This window comes from Leifsonia sp. P73 (genome assembly GCF_051059105.1).
In the GTDB taxonomy this organism is placed as follows: domain Bacteria; phylum Actinomycetota; class Actinomycetes; order Actinomycetales; family Microbacteriaceae; genus Leifsonia.
Window position 1 is genome coordinate 2,148,268 of the sequence record NZ_CP194931.1, and the last position, 17,655, is coordinate 2,165,922.

Sequence of the window (17,655 nt, forward strand, 5' to 3'; positions counted from 1 at the left end):
GCACCATCCATCCAGACGAAGGAGTCTTCATGCGCACCACCACGACTGTCGCGCTCGCGATCGCCGCCACCGTCGCACTGCTGCCGTTCGCCCCCGCGACGGCCGCGGAGCCGGGAGCGTCGCCGGGAGGGTCGCCAGGGGTCTCGGCTACCGGACGTCCCACGACGCCCGGGAGCTACCGGAACCCGATGACGCTGCAGCTCCCGTCGGGCGAGACGGCGGCGAGCTGCGCCGACCCGTCGGTCGTCCACGGCGCCGCCAACGGCGACACCGACTGGTACCTGTACTGCACGACGGACGCGCTCACCGCGACCGAGAAGGCCGCGGACGGGTCGCTGGTGATGCACAACGTCCCGATGTACCGCTCGGCCGACCTCACGCACTGGACCTACGCCGGCGACGCCTTCCCGCAGAAGCCCTCGTGGCTCGGCGCGAACGGGTCGATGTGGGCGCCGGACGTCGTCTTCCGGAACGGCACCTACTACCTCTACTACGCGGCCTCCGACTCGGCGCTGCCCGGCGGCGGCTCGGCGGTCGGAGTCGCGACCAGCAGCAGTCCGACCGGGCCGTGGACCGACACCGGGACCCCGGTCGTCGCCCCGCAAGCCCACCCGACGAACCCGGACGCGCGCCGCTGGGAGTTCGACCCGGAGGTCATCACCACCGGCGGCACCAGCTACGTCTACTTCGGCAGCTACTTCGGCGGTGTCTTCGCCCGGAAGCTCAGCGCCGACGGCCTGACCTCGATCCCCTCCACCGAGACGCCGATCGCGATCGACAACCGCTACGAGGGCACGAACATCGTGCAGCACGACGGCTGGTTCTACTTCCTCGGCTCGGCCACGAACTGCTGCGCGGGTCCGCTGACCGGGTACAGCGTGTTCGCCGCGCGGTCACGGAGCCCGCTGGGGCCGTTCGTCGACCGCGACGGTGTGCCGATCCTCGCCGACCGCGTCGGCGGCACCCCCGTGCTCGCCCAGAACGGCAACCGCTGGGTCGGCGCCGGGCACACGGCCGTTGTCACCGACTTCGGCGGCCAGGACTGGATGGTGTACCACGCGGTCGACAGGAATGACCCGTACTACGCGGGCGACGTCGGCTACACGAAGCGCCCGGTGCTGATCGACCCGCTCGACTGGCACGGCGACTGGCCGACCGTGCGCGCCGGAGCGGGACCGTCCGACTCCGTCATGCCGGGCCCGGCCGCGCAGCCAGGGCAGCGGACGGCGTACAAGCCGGCGTATTCTCCTGACCCGCGCCCCGGCCGCCCTGACCTGTCGCGCTCGACCGAGTTCGACGGGAGCACGCTCGGCACGAACTGGAGCTGGGTGCGCCGGCCCGACGCCTCCACCTACGCGGTGAAGGGCGGATCACTGACGTGGCAGACGCAGGCGGCCGACCTCCAGCCTCCCGCCACCCCGCTCGCGTCGGTGCTCACCGAGACGGCGCCCACCGGCGACTACGTCGTGGAGACGAAGGTCTCGGTGAACACGCCGAACGACGGCAGTGTGCACAACTACGTGCAGGGCGGCCTCATCGTCTACGGCGACGACGGCAACTACGTGCGGCTCACGTCGAACAGCATCTGGGACACCCGGCAGACCGAGTTCGGCAAGCACGTCTCGCCGGTGCCCGCGGGCTACCCGAGCTACGGGAACGGCGTCGTCGGTCCCGTCGCCGACTGGACGTACCTGCGCATCGTGCACCGCGCCCAGCAGGGGACGGACCTGTACACCGCGTACACCAGCGTCGACGGCCAGACCTGGGACCGTGGCGACACCTGGACGGCCGCCTTGGGGGCGCATCCCCGGATCGGGCTGATCTCACTGGGCGGCGCGGGTTACGCGAGCAGCTTCGACTACGTGCACGTCAGTGCGCTGGCGGGTCAGCAGTAGGGGGAATCAGCCGGAGGGCGCCGTCCAATACGCGTACTGCGACGCGGGACGGAAGCCCAGCCGCGAGTAGAGCGCATGGGCGGCCGCGTTGTCCGCGAGCACCTGGAGCCACAGGTGCCGGACACCACGGCCGCCCGCCGCGACGGCGAGGGCGACGGCGAGCGCGCGGGCCAGGCCACGGCGTCGGGCGGCCGGGAGGGTGGCGACGGCGTAGAGGCCGGCCCACTCGCCGGCGAGGGCGAGGCGGGCGACCGCGTCGGGGGCGTCGGAGGAGCCGGCCCAGGCGTGGAGGGCCGGGGCGGCTGTCAGGATGCGGGCGACGATGTCGCGTTCCGGGGCGCCGCCGCGGCCGTCGACGGCCCACCAGGTGGGGAGCCAGCCGGGAGGTGGGGTGTCGGAGGTCGCGATGGGGCCTGCCGCTGCTCCCGCCGCCGCCACCTCCGCCCGGTCGGCCACGAGGATGTCGGTCTGCGAGTGCTCCCGGTACCCCCGGCCCGCGAGCGCAGCCACCAGTGCGGGCGACGTCGCCGGGCTCACCTGGAACACCGCGGGCAGGCCGCGCTCCCGGTACCAGCGCTCGGCGCGCTCAACCGCGGCCTCCACCTCCGGCACCTCGCCGCAGGTCAGCACCGAGTTGGCACGGTTGGTGACGCCGCCCGCGGCCCGCAGCGTCCAGGCTCCCAGCTCTGCGCGCTCCAGCGCCGGCCAGCCGCGGTCGGCGAGGCGGTCGAGGTCGGCGGGCTGGACAGACTCGGCGGGCTCGGGCTGGCGCATCCGTCGAATGTATCCCGCTGCCGCCGCCCGCCGCGAAGGCGTACCGTGCGTCCCATGACCGACACGAAGGACGCCGCCCCCGCAGCCGGCGCCGAGCCGTTCCCCGCCGCGGAGATCGCCGGCCTCAAGGCCAAGACCGTGGCGCACGTCGTCCACTACCGGCGGAAGACCTACGTCACGCTGCCGTCCGAGGGGTACGCCCTCCTCAAGCGCGTGCGGACCCTGCTGCGCGACGGCACCACCGACCTCGTCCCGCTGGTGCACCGCGACGGCTTCGTGTGGCTGGCGATCGGCCCGAACATCCCGATCGCGGTGGACGAGGTGGAGACCGACAACGGCGAGAGCGAGAAGCACACCCTCAAGCGGCTCGGGCTGCGCTGACCGCGCCGGCTTCTCAGGCGCCCGCGATCTGGAGGAGCTGCCGGGCGGCCGGCTCCTGCGGGACGGGCAGCGCCGGGATCGAGCCGGTGTCGGCAGGCCCCGCATTGGCGGCGAAGTCGCGCAGCCACGGCAGCAGCTCGGGGCCGAGGTCATCGCGGGCGACGGCGAGCTGGACGATCGCCTTCAGATAGTCGAGCCGGTCTCCGGTGTCGTAGCGGCGCCCGCGGAACACGACGCCGTGGACGCCTCCTGTCCAGGCCGGCGCGGAGGCCAGGCCTTCGAGCGCGTCCGTGAGCTGGATCTCGCCGCCCTTGCCGGGAGGCGTCTTCTCCAGGATGTCGAAGATCTCCGGACGCAGGACATAGCGGCCGATGACCGCGTAGTTCGACGGCGCGTTCTCGGGGCTCGGCTTCTCGACCAGGCCGGTGATGCGCACGACGTCCTCGTGCTCCGTCGGGACGACGGCGGCCGCGCCGTAGAGGTGGATCGAGTCGCTCGGCACCTCCATCAGGGCGACCACTGTCGTGTTGAGCGCGTGCTGGACCTGCAGCATCCGGCTCAGCAGGGGGTCGCGCTCGTCGATGATGTCGTCGCCGAGGAGCACCGCGAACGGCTCGTGGCCGATGTGCATGCGCGCCCGGAGCACCGCGTGACCGAGGCCCTTCGGGTCGCCCTGCCGGACATAGTGGAGGTCCGCGAGCGAGGTCGAGTAGTTGACCTTGTGCAGGCGGTCGGTGTCGCCCTTGCGCGCCAGAGTGTCCTCCAGCTCGGCGTTGCGGTCGAAGTGGTTCTCGAGAGCGTTCTTGTTGCGTCCCGTGATCATCAGGACGTCGTGGAGGCCGCTGGCGACGGCCTCCTCGACCACGTACTGGATGGCCGGCTTGTCGACCACCGGCAGCATCTCCTTGGGCATGGCCTTGGTCGCGGGAAGGAACCGGGTGCCCAGTCCCGCTGCGGGGATCACGGCCTTGGTGACGTAACTGCTCATGTCGATTGCTCGCTTTCAGGTGGATGGGTACCGGTCAGTGGACGGGGAGGGCGTCGGGGATGAGAGCGGGCGCCTCCGGGACGCGGCCCATGCCGAGGACGGTCCAGCCTGCGGCGTTCCAGGCGGAGGCGTCGAGGCAGTTGCGGGCGTCGATCACCGTGGGGCCCGACGTGAGCGCACGCAGCGCGGAGGGATCGGCGCCGGTGAACTCGTCCCACTCGGTGAGGACGACGGTGAGGTCGGCGCCGTCCAGGGCCTCCGCCATCGACCCGGCGTAGCCGAGCGTCGGGTAGAGCCGCTGCGCGGTGCCGCGGGCCTCGGGGTCGTACACGACGACCTGGGCGCCGCGCAGGTGCAGCGCGGCCGCGACGTTGAGCGCCGGCGAGTCGCGGACGTCGTCGGTCTGCGGCTTGAAGGCGGCGCCGAGCACGCCGATCCGCCGGTTGAGCACCGAGCCGCCCAGAGCACGCAGGGCGAGATCGATCACCCGCTGCCTGCGGCCCATGTTGATCTCGTCCACCTGCTGGAGGAGGCCGACCGCCGCGTGCGCGCCGAGCTCGTTCGAGCGGTGCATCAGAGCGCGGATGTCCTTCGGCAGGCAGCCGCCGCCGAACCCGAGGCCCGCGTTGAGGAACTGGCGGCCGATGCGGGAGTCGTGACCGAGCGCGTCGGCCAGCAGTGCCACGTCCGCGCCCGCCGCGTCGCACACCTCCGCGATCGCGTTGATGAACGAGATCTTGGTGGCCAGGAAGGCGTTGGCGCTGACCTTCACGAGCTCGGCCGTCGGCAGGTCGGCGACCAGCACCGGCGTCCCGTCGGCGATCGGCTTCGCGTAGACGCGGCGGAGGACGGCCTCCGACCGCTCCGACGTGCCGCCGAACACGAGCCGGTCGGGCCGCAGCGTGTCGTCGACGGCCTTGCCTTCGCGGAGGAACTCCGGGTTCCAGACGAGCTCTGCCGCGACACCGCTCGGTGCGGCCTCCGCCACGATCGCGCGCAGCCGCGCCCCGGTGCCGACCGGCACGGTGGATTTGCCCACGATCAGGGCGTCGTGCGTGAGCGCGGCGGCGACCCCGCGGGTGGCGGCCTCCACGTAGCTCAGGTTGGCCGCGAACGACCCGGACTGCTGCGGCGTTCCCACGCAGATGAAGTGGACGTCGGAGGCGGCGACGGCCTCCGCGAGGTCGGTCGTGAACCGCAGCCGGCCCGCGGCGACGTTGGAACGGATGAGCTCGGGCAGCCCCGGCTCGAAGAAGGGCGCACGGCCCTCGGTGAGCTCGGCGACCTTGTGCGGGTCGGTGTCGACACCGACGACGTCGAAGCCGAGCTCCGCCATCGCGGCGGCGTGGGTCGCGCCGAGGTAGCCGGTGCCGATCACGCTGATGCGCGGGGCGGGGTGGTCCTTCTGGATCTTCTTGCTGGTGGCCATGCCGATTCCTTCCGGGGTCACTGTGCCGGGGTGAGGGTGAAGTCGTCCTCGGGTCTCGTCAGGCCCGCTATGAAGGCCGACAAGGAGTCCGAGCGGGAGTCGATGCGCCAGTCGTTGGTGGCGCGCACGCCCTCCACATAGCTGGTGACCGCGAGGTTGAACCAGGAGAAGCCGATGATGTCGGAGTTCTCCGGCTTGGCGAGGCCGTCGAAGAGCGAGCTGATCCAGGCGGGTTTGTGACCGTCCGTCTCCGACGCTCCGACCTCGGCGAGGATGATCGGCTTCTTCGTGATGCCCCGCAGCGTGTCGAGACTGGCCTTGAACGTGTAGTCGAAGCTGAAGTTGTTGTCGGACTTGTACGGCGGTCGCAGGTAGCCGGAGAGCCCCACCCAGTCGACGTACTGGTCGCCCGGGTACAGGCTCTCCAGGTAGCCGGCTGCCTTGTGGCTGGCGGGGAGGTTGTTGACGATGTTCGGCGCCCACACCCAGACGACCAGGTCGTTCGCGCCCTCCTGCTGGAAGATGTCGTGCACGTGCCGCCACATCTTCACGTAGTCGCCCGGGCTGTTGCCGTTGATGGGCGCCCCCGCCCCATCCGTCTCCGACCACGGGTACCAGATGGCGTTCATCTCGTGGTCGAGGCGGATCGCGAGCGGCAGCCCGGTGGCGACGACAGCCTTCGCGTACTGGTGCAGATAGGCGTCGAAGTCGCCGCCGATGATCTTCGGGAGGGAGTAGTCCGGTGCCGAGTTGGACGAGTTGTCCGCGCTGATCGGGCGCGACTCCCAGGTCATCATCGGCATCCGGCCCTGCTGCCAGGCGCGCTGCACCGCATCCCCGCGGAACGTCTGGTCCCAGCCCTGGAAGTATCCGACCAGGTTCGGGGAGACGCCGATCTTCGCGCTGGTGGCGTCGAAGGTCGCCCAGTTGAACGGCGCCTGCTCGGTGTACATGCCGAAGTAGCGGCTCGAGGGCTTCAGGAGGTCGGCGCGAGCGGGCGCCGTGATCGGCGCGGGCCCGGTGACCGGCGAGCTGGATGCCGGCTTGCCGGAGGCGCCCGTGCTCGTGGTCGAGTGGCCCGTCTTCGCCTGCGCGGCGGCGAGCTGCGCCTTCACGTTCGCGAGCTCGCTCTGCGCGGCCAGCGCCTTCTGCTGCGCCGCGGCGAGCTGCTTGGCGGCGCCGGCCTGCGCCGCCACGGACTCCGCCTGCATCGCGGTCATCTTGCCCTTCTGGGAGGCGATGGTCTGCGTCGCGCGGTCGAGGTTGCGCCGGAGCTCCGCGTTCTGGGCGGCGAACGGCGTCACCGTCTCGGTGGCGTCGGCGACCGCATCGCGCAGCGGGGCGCCCGTCGGCGAGGCCCAGACGTAGGCGGAGATCCCCACGAGGACCAGGGCGAGCACGAGGAAGGCGGCGGCTGTGGCCTGCGAGCGCGACCGGGACTGGGCCCACCAGCTGTGGGCTCGGTCGGCGACGCGGCCGGTGAACGTCGGGTTAGACAAGGAACAGGACCTCCAGGCTCAGGATCGCGATGCCGATCAGGTACGGGATGGCCGCGAGCGGGTTCGGGCGGCGCCGGACGGCCTTCTTCGTGACGGCCTTGGCGGCCGTCTTCTGCTGGCGCGCGTGACCACGGCCGTGGTCGGGCGGGTGGCGGTGGCGAGTGCGGTGGCCGTGGTGACGCCGCCGACCGCTTCGGGGAGGGCGGGGCTCGGCGTCGTGTCCGTCGCGGTGCCGAGCGCGGCGATCTCGTCGTCGGAGCTGATCTCCCCGGTCCTCCCGCGTACGCTCCGGCCCTGGTCCCCCAGCCGCTGGCGTGCGCCATCCGGAAGAAGCCCATCAGCCGGATCGGCATCAGGAAGAACGTCGAGACGATGATGAAGACCGGCAGCCGGAAGAAGTCGGTCGGCTTCTCGGAGAGGTGACGGATCTGCCGGATGGACATGCTGATCACCGACGACGCGACCATGAGGGCGGCCACGGTGATGATCCCGCCCTGGATGCCGTACGACTTCAGGAAGCCTTCGTAGAAGTTGTAACCCTCCCCCGTGATCGACCGGTACACCCAGCCGCCCATGACGCCGGCGAGGATGAACGGCAGCAGGATGTCCATCACGAAGAAGAACGCCAGGATCGGCGCGTGGCCCAGCATCCACGGGAGCATCCGCATGGTGTTGTACTGGCTGCCGCGCGCCCAGCGGAGCTGCTGCTTGAACAGCTTCTTGACCTTCAGCGGAGCGTCCGTGTAGACGAGGCTGGTGTGCTGGTAGACGGTGCGGTAGCCCTCCTTGAGCGTGAGGTTCGTCAGCGTGCGGTCGTCCGAGACCTCCAGGAAGACGCCGAGGAACTTCTCGGTCATGAACTTCTCCATCACCCGCATCAGGATCGAGCGCCGGAAGGCGATGGTCCGCCCCGGCAGGCAGCCGATCTGGCCGACCACGCTCTGCGCCGGCATCGAGTAGAGCGCCCGCGAGTTCTCCAGCCAGTCCGCCCAGCGGGTGATCCAGCTCCGCTCGGGTTCCAGGATGCGCTGCTTGGTGGTCACGCCGCCGACGCGCTCGTCCGCGAACGGCTTGACCAGCTCGCTCAGGGTGTCGTGCGTCCACACGGTGTCGGAGTCGACCAGCACGGTGATCTCGCCGGTGGACATCCGTGTCCCGATCATCACCGCGTTGCGCTTGCCCGGGATGGGCGTGTGCACCCAGCGGACCAGCGGGGCGAACTCCTCGCACACCTCGGCGAGCTCGGGGTTGGGGGCGCCGTTGATCACGACGATGATCTCGCCCGGCTTCTGCTCGACCATCCGGCCGAGCACGTCGCGGAACAGATCCAGCGGCTCGTCCACGACCGGGACGACGACGCTGGTCGTGCCGTCGAACTCGCCGGTGTACGGGCGGTAGCGACGCGACATGAGCACCTTGACGATCCAGATCACCCAGATCAGGGCCGAGTAGATCGCGAACAGGTAGAACTCGGGATGGCCGCCCAGCATGTGCCGGAGCTGCAACAGGAAGATGAACACGAGACAGGCCTCTCGGGTGCTGATGGGATGGCATCCACGTCGGCGGGGATCTGGTCGGTTCGGGTGGTCACAGTTGTACGGGTCGGTATCCGCGACCCGCAAGTGGGGGTGGACAGGTCCTGACGGCATGGCGCCGTCCTGCACCCGGGGGACGTGTCCGCCGAGATGCGGACACGTCGGGAGGACAGATCGGAGCCGTATTGAAATGCTGATGATCGCCGGTATTCGCGTTCTGAATCCCGGGCGTGGCGGCGCCGATCGCAGGGCGTTCCTGTACCCCGGTCGCGTCACGGAAGCGCTCTCTGTGAGGTTAGGAAGATTTACACGGGCGACACACGGCGTTCACACGAGGGAGCGCTTTCGGACGGTCCCGAGCGATCGCGGAAGGACCTCCCGCGGGCCTCGGCGGCGGCGCTATGCTGACGCCGTGATCCCAGCCGCCGTGATCCCATCCGAGGCGCCGACGCACCGCGCCGCACGACCGACCGGTCAGCGGCGCCGCGTGCGGCGCCGGGCCGCGGCCGCACTGGTCGGCGTCGCCGTCCTCGGCCTCCTGACCGGTTGCGATCTGTTCGCCCCTCAGGACACGAAGTACATCCAGGAGACCGCCGACGGCGTGAACGGCGACATCGGCCCGATCTTCATCGGCAACGCGGTGCTGCTCACCGCGCAGGCATCCTCCCCCGCCAGCCTGGTCGCGACCCTCGTCAACCAGGGCGAGTCGAGCGAGGAGGTGCGCATCGTGACGACGGCCGGTTCCGACACGGTGACGGTGAAGCCCGCCGAGTCGGTGCAGCTCGGCACCTCCGACGGCCAGACGGTCACCTTCGACGGCCTCGACGCGAAGCCGGGGTCGCTGGAGCCGGTGACGTTCCAGACGAGCACGATGACGGAGACGCTGGACGTCCCGGTGCTGGACGGGTCGCTGCCGCAGTACCAGGACCTGGTTCCCTGAGCGGTCCTGCGGCATTAGTCCGGGGCGAGCGGGTGTCCGGCCGGCCGGCCGCGGCGTAGACATGCTTTTCAATTGCTGTGGCTTAGCGTCTGGAATATCTGTAGACTTCGCTTGATGAGCGTCCCATTGAGCTCATCGAGACACAGAGATGAGTATCAAAGATGATCCTTAACCGCACTCGTACAGCCATGCAGACACTGACCGGAGTGGCAGCCCTGGCCCTATGCTCAGCAGGCGGGGTCTCGGCGGCTCACGCAGACACCGTCGAGACGAACGAAGCCGCGTTCGAGTCGTTCGTCGCCGACCTGAAGGTCGACGACGCGACCGAAGCAGCACTCAACGCACGATTCGATCGACTCTCGCCGACCGAGCAAGAACGGTTCTTGGACGCCGTCTCCGAAGACCCCTTGTCCGTCATGGAGTTCAGCGAAGCTGAAGCTCCCACATTGAGTGCAGAACCGACGCGAGACCGCGCAGGCGCATCTCGCTACACCGCGACGTATCCGGTCAACGTGAACCTCTGGGGCATCACGACTGGGACCTTCAACCTCCGTTACGGCTTCGAGGCGACCTCGATCGCCGTGACCCGAAATCTGGAGTGCACGGGATGGTTCTCCGGTTTCGGCGGCCCCTGGAGCATCAACCAGTCCACATCGAGCTACATATCGGGTGACGCGGGAACCTGCAAGGTGTATCACCGCCTCTCGTTCCTTTACCAAGGGTCCTCCTGGATAGCGAACAAAGAGCAGGGACTGACCTACCGCGGCACCACATTGGCGAGCGCCTGGTTGAAGAACATCTGATGGCCGTGCACGAGGCGGCGACGCGCACCAGTCCGATGGAATACTGGCTGCTCGCCGTCGCCGTCCTCGTGAGCGCATCGATGCTGGCTCTTCCGCCGCTGATCCCGGTCGGTCTCGGTCTGCTGTGCTGGGCCTCGATCCTTCTCGCATCTAAACGACCACGGAGAACGGGGGTGCTCGTCGCGGCGATCGCTGTCGTCGCGGTCGCACTCGTCGCCGTCGCGGCACTCGGCATCGCCACGCTCATGACGACATCGCCGACCACCCCTGAGGTGACCTTGATCAAGGAGTGACCCGACGAAGAGGCAACAGCCCAGCGCCGTGGACTGCCACCCCGATTGGGGCACCGCCGCGACCGTTTCCTGAGAACTCCATCACCTCCAGGCGGCGACGACTCAGCGGGGAGGTCGTAGGTTGGAGCGTCAGCCAACGAGGAGGTCGCGTGTCGCAGCAGGTTCAGGAGGAGTCGCTCCAGCTTCGGGGGACGCTCTTCGACGGGGACGAACGCACCGACGTCGGGTCGCTCACCGAGCTCATGGACGAGCTGCAGACCTCGACTGCGTTCGGGTACCTCGAGATCCAGGACCCGGACCGGCTGCAGCTCGCCCAGCTCGCCGACCGGCTCGGCGCGCACGACCTCGTCCACCCGCCCGCGTCGGCCTCCGCCGGGCACATGCCGATGGTCGCCGGGGAGCACGTGCGCCTCTCCACCCACCGGGTGCAGCTGGAGGAGCCGACGTTCCAGCTCGCCGTCGCGGACCTCCACATCTACGTGCTGCCGCGGCTGCTGATCCTTGACCACGACGGCGGCTTCGACTTCGAGCCGCTGCGGGCGCGCCTCGCCGGCGAGAAGCGGCACCGCGACCAGGGCGTCGGCTGGCTGCTGTGGATCGTCCTCGACCAGCTGCTCGGCGAGGCCGGCGCCGCCCTGAACGCGCTGGACGACGAACTGGACGACATCGAGGACGTCCTGCTCGCGCCCGGCGCGAAGCCCGCGGTGATCCAGAACCGGGTCTACCAGCTGCGCAAGTCGGCCTCCCGCCTGCGCCGCTGCCTCCTGCCGCTGCGCGACGCGGTCGACGCCCTGCTGCGCCGCGAGGCCGACTGCGTCAGCCAGGGGCTGTTCCCGCTGTTCCAGGGCCTCTACGACCGCGGCGTGCACCACGTGGAGTGGGCGGACTCGCTGCGCGACCTGGTGACGGCGCTGTCGGACACACAGATCGCGATGGAGGGCAACCGGCTCAACGTGATCATGAAGAAGGTGACGAGCTGGGCGGCGATCATCGCGGTCCCGGCGGCGGTCACGGGGTTCTACGGCCAGAACCTGCCGTACCCGGGATTCAACTCGATGGGCGGGCTGTGGATGTCGACGCTGTTGATGGTGATCGGGTGCGGGGGTTGTATCTGACGTTCAAGCGGAAGGATTGGCTGTAGGGCGGCCCTCCTTTCGAAGACACGTCACCAAAATCCTGGAATACCCTCCCAGGTCCATGTGTTCACATGTTTATAGCTGGGCAATGGAGCCTCGTGATCCTGTTTCCACCGTCGAGGAGTCCCACCCCATGTCGCTGACCGACACCGTCACCCGCACCGCCGACACGTCCTTCCCGCTGCTGCCCGCGCTCGCCGAGCGCTGGAGCCCGCGCGCCTTCGACACCGAGGCCGCCATCGACGACGACAAGCTGACCGCCGCCCTGGAGGCCGCACGCTGGTCGCCCTCCGCCAACAACTCGCAGCCGTGGCGGTTCATCGTTGCACGCCGCGGCACTGAGGCGTTCGACGCCATCGTCGCCAACCTGATGGGCTTCAACCAGATGTGGGCCGGCGCCGCCGGGGCGCTCGTCGTCGCCCTCGCCGAGGCCGTCGACGCCGAGGGCAACGAGCGTCGCTGGGCCACCTACGACGTCGGCCAGGCCGTCGCGCACTTCAGCGTCCAGGCCCACCACGACGGCCTACACACCCACCAGATGGGCGGCTTCGACCCCGCGGGCATCCGCGCGGCGTTCGACGTCGAGGAGCGCTTCGTGCCGGTCTCCGTCACCGCGGTCGGCATGCTCGGCGACGTGGACGCGCTTCCCGAGCCGCTGCGCGAGCGCGAGCTCGCCCCCCGCACCCGGAACGCCCTCGACGACATCCTCCTCGCCAACGACTGACACGCTCGAAACGTGAGAAATCGCGGGAATCGCTCGAACGATTCCCGCGATTTCTCACGTCTGGGCGGTGTGGTTACGGGCGGAGGAGGGTTTTGATGGCTCGGCGGGAGTCCATGGCCGCGTAGGCCTCGGCGACCTCGGAGAGGGGCAGCTCCAGGTCGAAGACCTTGCCGGGCTCGATCGCGCCGGACCAGACGTCCTGCAGCAGCTCCTCCACGTAGTTGCGGACGGGCGCGACGCCGCCGTTCACGCCGACGTTCGTGTTGAACAGGGTGCGGATGGGCAGCTCGGCGCCGCCGTTCGGGACGCCGACGTAGCCGACCATCCCGCCGGGACGGGCCGACCGGATGGCCTGGTCCATCGACTCCTTGGTGCCCACGGCCTCCAGGACGCAGTCCGGGCCGATGCCGTCGAACAGCTCCTTGACGGCCGCGATGCCCTCCTCGCCGCGCTCGGCGACGATATCGGTCGCGCCGAACTCGCGGGCGAGCGCCTGACGCGACTCGTGCCGCGACATGGCGACGATGCGGGAGGCGCCGAGGCGCTTGGAGGCGAGCACGGCGCACAGGCCGACCGCGCCGTCGCCGACCACGACGACCGTGCTGCCCTCGGTGACGCCCGCGGAGACGGCGGCGTGGTGGCCGGTGCCCATCACATCCGACAGGGTCAGGAGGCTCGGGATGAGCTCCGCGCGCGGGTACTCCGGGGTCGCGACGAGCGAGCCGTCGGCGTGCGGGACGCGCACCTTCTGGCCCTGGCCGCCGTCGGCGAAGCCGCCGAGCCGGTCGTCTGCGCCCCACCAGCCGCCGTGCAGGCAGGAGGTGCTGACGCCGTTCTTGCAGTTCTCGCAGGTCATGTCGCAGTCGTAGAACGGGGCGATGACGAAATCGCCGACCGAGATCGTGCTCACCTCGGGGCCGACCTCCTCGACCACGCCGACGAACTCGTGGCCGATGCGGCGCGGGGAGGCAGTGGGGGTGACGCCGCGGTACGGCCACAGGTCGGACCCGCAGACGCACGCTGCGACGACGCGCACGATGGCGTCGCCGCCGGTCGAGAGGACGGGGTCGGGGACTTCTTCGAGGCGCACGTCGCGCTCTCCGTGGATGATGGTCGCAAGCATGCCTCCCAGCCTACGCGCGGCAGGTGGATACCCCCTCTCTGCGGGCCAGAGGAGGGCCCGGTGGATGCCCTAAGCTCGCATCCATGCTCCGCGGAACCCCGCCGCGTCGAGCCGAGGAAGGATCGCCAGTGCCCGAGGTGTCGCGACGTGCGGTGACGGCGCTGCGCACGCTCGTGCTCGGGGTGCCGGAGCGGGGCGCCACCGATCCGCGGACCGTCCGGCTGCGTCCCGTGGAGCCCGTCGAGAGCGCGCCCGACCTGTCGCCTGCGCCGTCCGCCGTCGTGCCCGGCGCGGTGACGCTGAGGCCGGCGACCGCGGCCGACGAGCCGTTCCTCCGGCGCGTCTTCCGGGACGCCAAGCGCTGGGAGCTCCCGGGGGCGGACGGCGCGGAGCTCGATCCCGCACTCGGGCCGAAGTACCGCGCGCACTCGGCCGACCGCCGCGACCGCTATCCCGACGCCGAGACCTCCATCGTCCTGGAGGGCGGCGAGCCGGTCGGCACCGTCACGCTGCACGACGAGGACGGCCGCACGCACCTCGTGGAGCTCGCCGTGCTCGCCGAGCGCCGCGGCCGTGGCGTCGCCTCCAGCGTGCTGACCGGGCTGCTCGCCACGCACCGCCGGCTCACCGTCACGGTCTGGGAGCAGAATCTCGGCGCCCAGCGGCTGTACGAGCGGCACGGCTTCGAGGTCGTCGCCGAGCAGTTCGGCTACCTGCTGATGGCGACGGAGGCCGACCGCTGACGGCCGACCCCCGTACCCGCGTCTAGTCCTGCTCCTCGCGCACCGGCGCGACGGCCAGCCGCTCGCCGGACGGGTCCAGGTCGACGCGCACCGTGTCGCCGTCGCGGATCTCGCCCGCCAGCAGCTCGGTCGCGAGCCGGTCCTCGATCTCGCGCTGCATCAGCCGGCGCAGCGGACGCGCCCCGTAGATCGGGTCGTAGCCGCGCTCGGCCAGCCAGCGCCGCGCGTCCGGAGTGACCGCCAGCTCCAGCCGGCGCTCCTCCAGCCGCCGCATCAGCCGGTCGATGTTGAGCTCCACGATCTCGCCGAGCTCCTCCTGGCTGAGCGTCGAGAACACGACGATGTCGTCCAGCCGGTTGACGAACTCCGGCTTGAACGCCTGCCGCACCATCTGCAGCACGGCCTCCTCGCGCTCGGTCTCGTTCAGGGTCGGGTCCACCAGGAACTGGCTGCCCAGGTTGGAGGTCAGGATCAGGATGGTGTTGCGGAAGTCGACCGTGCGGCCCTGGCCGTCGGTGAGGCGGCCGTCGTCCAGCACCTGCAGCAGCACGTCGAACACCTCGGGGTGGGCCTTCTCGACCTCGTCCAGCAGGATGACCGAGTACGGACGGCGCCGCACGGCCTCCGTCAGCTGGCCGCCCTGCTCGTAACCGACATAGCCGGGAGGGGCGCCGACGAGTCGCGAGACGGAGAACTTCTCCCCGTACTCGCTCATGTCGATGCGCACCATCGCCTTCTCGTCGTCGAACAGGAACGCGGCGAGCGCCTTCGCCAGCTCGGTCTTGCCGACGCCGGTCGGGCCGAGGAACAGGAACGACCCGGTCGGGCGCCCTGGGTCGGAGATGCCCGCCCTCGTGCGGCGCACGGCGTCGGCGACCGCCTGCACGGCCTTCTTCTGGCCGATGATGCGGCGGCCGAGCTCGTGCTCCAGGTTCAGCAGCTTCTCGGTCTCGCCCTGGGTGAGCCGGTCGACCGGGATGCCGGTCCAGGCGGCCACCACCGCGGCGATGTCGTCGGCGGTCACCTGCTCGTTCACCATGCGCGGGTGGCTGTGCTCGGCCTGCTCGGCCTCCGCCAGCTCGCGCTCGATGCTCGGGATGGTCTCGTACTCGATCTTGGAGGCCTCCTGGTAGCGGCCGTCGCGCAGCGCGAGGTCGCGGTGGGTCTTGGCCTCCTCCAGCTGGGAACGCAGTTCGCCGACGCGGTTCAGCGCGGCCTTCTCGGCGCGCCAGCGCTCCTGCAACTCCTCCAGGGTGTCCTCCTGCTCATGGAGGCGCTGGCGGAGCTGCTCCAGGCGGTCCTTGCTGGCGTCGTCCTTCTCCTTCTTGAGGGCGAACTCCTCCAGCTTCATGCGCTCCACTTGGCGCTGGAGGGTGTCGATCTCCACCGGGGCGGAGTCGATCTCCATCTTCAGCCGGCTGGCGGCCTCGTCGATCAGGTCGATCGCCTTGTCCGGGAGCTGGCGCGCGGTGATGTAGCGGTTGGAGAGGGAGGCCGCGGCGACCAGGGCGGAGTCCTCGATCGTGACGCCGTGGTGCGCCTCGTAGCGGCCCTTCAGCCCGCGGAGGATGGCGACCGTGTCCTCCACGCTGGGCTCGCCGACGTAGACCTGCTGGAAGCGGCGCTCCAGTGCGGCGTCCTTCTCGATGAACTCGCGGTACTCGTTGAGCGTGGTCGCGCCGATGAGGCGCAGCTCGCCGCGGGCCAGCATCGGCTTCAGCATGTTGGAGGCCGCGACCGAGCCCTCGCCGCCGCCGGCGCCCATCAGGATGTGCAGCTCATCGACGAAGGTGATGATCTCGCCCTCCGCGTCGTTGATCTCCTTGAGGACGGCCTTCAGCCGCTCCTCGAACTGGCCGCGGTACATCGCGCCGGCGACCAGGGCGGAGAGGTCGAGCGTGACCAGCTGCTTTCCCTTGAGCGAGTCGGCGACGTCGCCGGCGACGATGCGCTGGGCCAGGCCCTCCACGACCGCCGTCTTGCCGACGCCGGGCTCGCCGATGAGCACCGGGTTGTTCTTGGTGCGCCGGGTCAGCACCTGGCTGACGCGGCGGATCTCGGCGTCCCTCCCGATGACCGGATCGAGCTTGCCGCTCTTGGCGATCTCGGTGAGGTTGATGCCGTATTGTTCGAGCGCGCTCTTCGCGTCCTCCTGCGTGGAGGGGGCGCCCTGCATGTTCGCCATGCTGGTGGGTTTCCTTTCGAAGTCCTGTGACAAAGTTGAGTCTACTAGGCTCAACTTTGGTTCTGCCAGGGGTATTCCGATACGACTACCCTGACTCACATGATCGACCCGTTGGACGCGCGAGTGGTACTGCTCGACGGTCAGACGGCGGCCACACTCGCCCAGGTCCTGCCGCTGCTGCTGCTGACGCTCATGGTCGAGCTGCGGCGCGTGGAGGTGCACCGGCGCGGGCGCATCCGGCTCACGCGCACGCTGCTCGCGCTGTTCTTCATCGCATTCGGGATCGTGGAGCTGGTGCTGGTGATGTCGATCGACGGGACGCTCATCCCGTTCGAGTGGACCGACCTGCTGCTGGCGCTGCTGATCTTCGGGCTGCTCGCGCTGCTGTTCTGGCTGTCGCTGCTGGACGCGCCCGGCGCACGGAGGCGCGCCCGCGACGACGCGCGCTCCGAGCACCCGCGCTGACGTCGCGAACGGAGGAGTCGCGGCGGTGGGAGGGGCGGATGTCCTCCGTCAGGTGCGGTTGGACGGGGTTTCGGGGGTGGGGTCCTCCGTCGGCTGCGCCCGCTTCCGGGTGAGGAGGAGGATGGTGACGCCGATCAGGGCGAGCACCACGATCCCGATGGCGATGCCGATGACCAGACCGAGGTCGTCGCCCGACGATGCCTTCGTGGGTACTGCCGTCGACACAGTCGAGGTGGGCGCGGGCGCGGCGGCCCCGGGGGTCGCGACGACGTTCGACCGGGCGGCGCAGCCGGGGGCGGTGCGTCCTGCTGCGGCCGACGTCCCGGCCGGCGGCTGGTACGTGAAGCCGTACGTCCCGGACACGGTGTGGCCGTCCGCCGAGACGACCTGCCAGTCCACCGTGTACCCGCCGGCGGCGCCGAGCGCGACCGGGGCCGAGACCGCGGCGTCGAGGATGGTCGGGCATCCCGTCTCGTAGTGCTTGCCGGTGGCGTCGGTGACCCGGAGGATCGCCGACGACCCGTCGCCGCCCAGGTCGAGCACGCGGTCGTTGAAGGTCAGCTTCACCTGGGTCAGCGGCTCGGTCTGGGTGGAACTGCTCGCGGGGGACGTGTCCACCAGGTAGTCGTGGGCGCTCGCGGCGACGGACGGCGCCAGCGCCAGCGCGACCGTCGCCAGGATGCCGCCGACTCCGGCGAGCACGCGCGTCGCCATTCTCGTCATGCCTGTGCTGCTCGTCATG

Annotated in this window: 17 protein-coding genes; 9 read left to right on the top strand and 8 right to left on the bottom strand. The window is 70.1% G+C overall.

The window, feature by feature from the left end:
- The first annotated feature begins 29 nt into the window (after window positions 1-29).
- Complete coding sequence (locus ACQ86L_RS10870) at window positions 30-1,895, top strand: family 43 glycosylhydrolase (RefSeq protein WP_434315402.1); 1,866 nt, start codon at window positions 30-32, stop codon at window positions 1,893-1,895.
- A 6-nt stretch (window positions 1,896-1,901) separates the two neighbouring features.
- Here ACQ86L_RS10870 and ACQ86L_RS10875 read toward each other — a convergent pair whose 3' ends face one another.
- Window positions 1,902-2,669 carry a GNAT family N-acetyltransferase gene (locus ACQ86L_RS10875; RefSeq protein ID WP_434315403.1) on the bottom strand — a complete coding sequence of 256 codons (768 nt, stop codon included), beginning with the start codon at window positions 2,667-2,669 and terminating at the stop codon, window positions 1,902-1,904.
- Between the two features lie 54 nt (window positions 2,670-2,723).
- On the opposite strand from ACQ86L_RS10875, the gene ACQ86L_RS10880 reads away from it, so the two are divergent.
- Entirely contained in the window at window positions 2,724-3,050 is a 327-nt protein-coding gene (locus tag ACQ86L_RS10880) for a hypothetical protein (protein WP_434315404.1), read from the top strand.
- Window positions 3,051-3,063: 13 nt separating this feature from the next.
- On the opposite strand, the gene galU is transcribed toward ACQ86L_RS10880, so the two are convergent.
- The 4 genes from galU to ACQ86L_RS10900 are packed head-to-tail and all read right to left on the bottom strand — an operon-like array spanning window position 3,064 to window position 8,486.
- A complete protein-coding gene (galU, locus tag ACQ86L_RS10885; RefSeq protein WP_345839137.1) occupies window positions 3,064-4,038 on the bottom strand; it encodes a UTP--glucose-1-phosphate uridylyltransferase GalU in 975 nt (324 codons plus the stop codon).
- Between the two features lie 34 nt (window positions 4,039-4,072).
- Window positions 4,073-5,467 carry a UDP-glucose dehydrogenase family protein gene (locus ACQ86L_RS10890; RefSeq protein ID WP_434315405.1) on the bottom strand — a complete coding sequence of 465 codons (1,395 nt, stop codon included), beginning with the start codon at window positions 5,465-5,467 and terminating at the stop codon, window positions 4,073-4,075.
- A 17-nt stretch (window positions 5,468-5,484) separates the two neighbouring features.
- Entirely contained in the window at window positions 5,485-6,849 is a 1,365-nt protein-coding gene (locus ACQ86L_RS10895) for a glycoside hydrolase family 26 protein (RefSeq protein WP_434315406.1), read from the bottom strand.
- Window positions 6,768-8,486: a glycosyltransferase gene (locus ACQ86L_RS10900; RefSeq protein WP_434315407.1), complete on the bottom strand. Its 1,719-nt coding sequence runs from the start codon at window positions 8,484-8,486 to the stop codon at window positions 6,768-6,770. The genes ACQ86L_RS10895 and ACQ86L_RS10900 overlap by 82 nt, the downstream gene beginning before the upstream one ends.
- A 427-nt stretch (window positions 8,487-8,913) precedes the next feature.
- Between ACQ86L_RS10900 and ACQ86L_RS10905 the strand changes: the two genes are divergently transcribed.
- The 5 genes from ACQ86L_RS10905 to ACQ86L_RS10925 all read left to right on the top strand — a co-directional run bounded on the left by ACQ86L_RS10905 (window position 8,914) and on the right by ACQ86L_RS10925 (window position 12,397).
- On the top strand, window positions 8,914-9,441 hold the full coding sequence (locus tag ACQ86L_RS10905; protein ID WP_434315408.1) for a hypothetical protein: 528 nt from the start codon (window positions 8,914-8,916) through the stop codon (window positions 9,439-9,441).
- 188 nt (window positions 9,442-9,629) lie between these two features.
- Window positions 9,630-10,244 carry a hypothetical protein gene (locus ACQ86L_RS10910; RefSeq protein ID WP_434315409.1) on the top strand — a complete coding sequence of 205 codons (615 nt, stop codon included), beginning with the start codon at window positions 9,630-9,632 and terminating at the stop codon, window positions 10,242-10,244.
- Window positions 10,244-10,537, top strand: coding sequence for a hypothetical protein (locus ACQ86L_RS10915; RefSeq protein ID WP_434315410.1), 294 nt, complete (start codon window positions 10,244-10,246; stop codon window positions 10,535-10,537). Before ACQ86L_RS10910 ends, ACQ86L_RS10915 begins: the two co-directional genes overlap by 1 nt.
- A gap of 149 nt (window positions 10,538-10,686) precedes the next feature.
- Window positions 10,687-11,652: a CorA family divalent cation transporter gene (locus ACQ86L_RS10920; protein ID WP_434315411.1), complete on the top strand. Its 966-nt coding sequence runs from the start codon at window positions 10,687-10,689 to the stop codon at window positions 11,650-11,652.
- A gap of 154 nt (window positions 11,653-11,806) precedes the next feature.
- Window positions 11,807-12,397, top strand: a complete 591-nt coding sequence (locus tag ACQ86L_RS10925) for a nitroreductase family protein (RefSeq protein WP_434315412.1) — start codon at window positions 11,807-11,809, stop codon at window positions 12,395-12,397.
- Between the two features lie 73 nt (window positions 12,398-12,470).
- Here the strand turns inward: ACQ86L_RS10925 and ACQ86L_RS10930 are convergent, their stop codons facing one another.
- Entirely contained in the window at window positions 12,471-13,520 is a 1,050-nt protein-coding gene (locus tag ACQ86L_RS10930; RefSeq protein WP_434315413.1) for a zinc-dependent alcohol dehydrogenase family protein, read from the bottom strand.
- A 128-nt stretch (window positions 13,521-13,648) separates the two neighbouring features.
- Here ACQ86L_RS10930 and ACQ86L_RS10935 point away from each other — a divergent pair, with 128 nt between their 5' ends.
- Window positions 13,649-14,263, top strand: a complete 615-nt coding sequence (locus tag ACQ86L_RS10935) for a GNAT family N-acetyltransferase (protein ID WP_434315414.1) — start codon at window positions 13,649-13,651, stop codon at window positions 14,261-14,263.
- A gap of 22 nt (window positions 14,264-14,285) precedes the next feature.
- On the opposite strand, the gene ACQ86L_RS10940 is transcribed toward ACQ86L_RS10935, so the two are convergent.
- Window positions 14,286-16,448 (bottom strand): ATP-dependent Clp protease ATP-binding subunit, encoded by a 2,163-nt coding sequence (locus ACQ86L_RS10940; protein ID WP_434315415.1) that lies wholly within the window; start codon window positions 16,446-16,448, stop codon window positions 14,286-14,288.
- 99 nt (window positions 16,449-16,547) lie between these two features.
- Here ACQ86L_RS10940 and ACQ86L_RS10945 point away from each other — a divergent pair, with 99 nt between their 5' ends.
- Window positions 16,548-16,913: a hypothetical protein gene (locus tag ACQ86L_RS10945; RefSeq protein WP_434315416.1), complete on the top strand. Its 366-nt coding sequence runs from the start codon at window positions 16,548-16,550 to the stop codon at window positions 16,911-16,913.
- 48 nt (window positions 16,914-16,961) lie between these two features.
- Here the strand turns inward: ACQ86L_RS10945 and ACQ86L_RS10950 are convergent, their stop codons facing one another.
- Complete coding sequence (locus tag ACQ86L_RS10950) at window positions 16,962-17,654, bottom strand: copper resistance CopC family protein (RefSeq protein WP_434315417.1); 693 nt, start codon at window positions 17,652-17,654, stop codon at window positions 16,962-16,964.
- Between the last annotated feature and the right edge of the window lies 1 nt (window position 17,655).

What these genes read in the sequence shown, in the direction of transcription:
- ACQ86L_RS10950 (WP_434315417.1), bottom strand. Translation starts at nt 17,654, where the DNA reads ATGACGAGCAGCACAGGCATGACGAGAATGGCGACGCGCGTGCTCGCC.
- ACQ86L_RS10925 (WP_434315412.1), top strand. Translation starts at nt 11,807, where the DNA reads ATGTCGCTGACCGACACCGTCACCCGCACCGCCGACACGTCCTTCCCG.
- ACQ86L_RS10915 (WP_434315410.1), top strand. Translation starts at nt 10,244, where the DNA reads ATGGCCGTGCACGAGGCGGCGACGCGCACCAGTCCGATGGAATACTGG.
- ACQ86L_RS10945 (WP_434315416.1), top strand. Translation starts at nt 16,548, where the DNA reads ATGATCGACCCGTTGGACGCGCGAGTGGTACTGCTCGACGGTCAGACG.
- ACQ86L_RS10890 (WP_434315405.1), bottom strand. Translation starts at nt 5,467, where the DNA reads ATGGCCACCAGCAAGAAGATCCAGAAGGACCACCCCGCCCCGCGCATC.
- ACQ86L_RS10930 (WP_434315413.1), bottom strand. Translation starts at nt 13,520, where the DNA reads ATGCTTGCGACCATCATCCACGGAGAGCGCGACGTGCGCCTCGAAGAA.
- ACQ86L_RS10880 (WP_434315404.1), top strand. Translation starts at nt 2,724, where the DNA reads ATGACCGACACGAAGGACGCCGCCCCCGCAGCCGGCGCCGAGCCGTTC.
- galU (WP_345839137.1), bottom strand. Translation starts at nt 4,038, where the DNA reads ATGAGCAGTTACGTCACCAAGGCCGTGATCCCCGCAGCGGGACTGGGC.
- ACQ86L_RS10910 (WP_434315409.1), top strand. Translation starts at nt 9,630, where the DNA reads ATGCAGACACTGACCGGAGTGGCAGCCCTGGCCCTATGCTCAGCAGGC.
- ACQ86L_RS10870 (WP_434315402.1), top strand. Translation starts at nt 30, where the DNA reads ATGCGCACCACCACGACTGTCGCGCTCGCGATCGCCGCCACCGTCGCA.
- ACQ86L_RS10875 (WP_434315403.1), bottom strand. Translation starts at nt 2,669, where the DNA reads ATGCGCCAGCCCGAGCCCGCCGAGTCTGTCCAGCCCGCCGACCTCGAC.
- ACQ86L_RS10940 (WP_434315415.1), bottom strand. Translation starts at nt 16,448, where the DNA reads ATGGCGAACATGCAGGGCGCCCCCTCCACGCAGGAGGACGCGAAGAGC.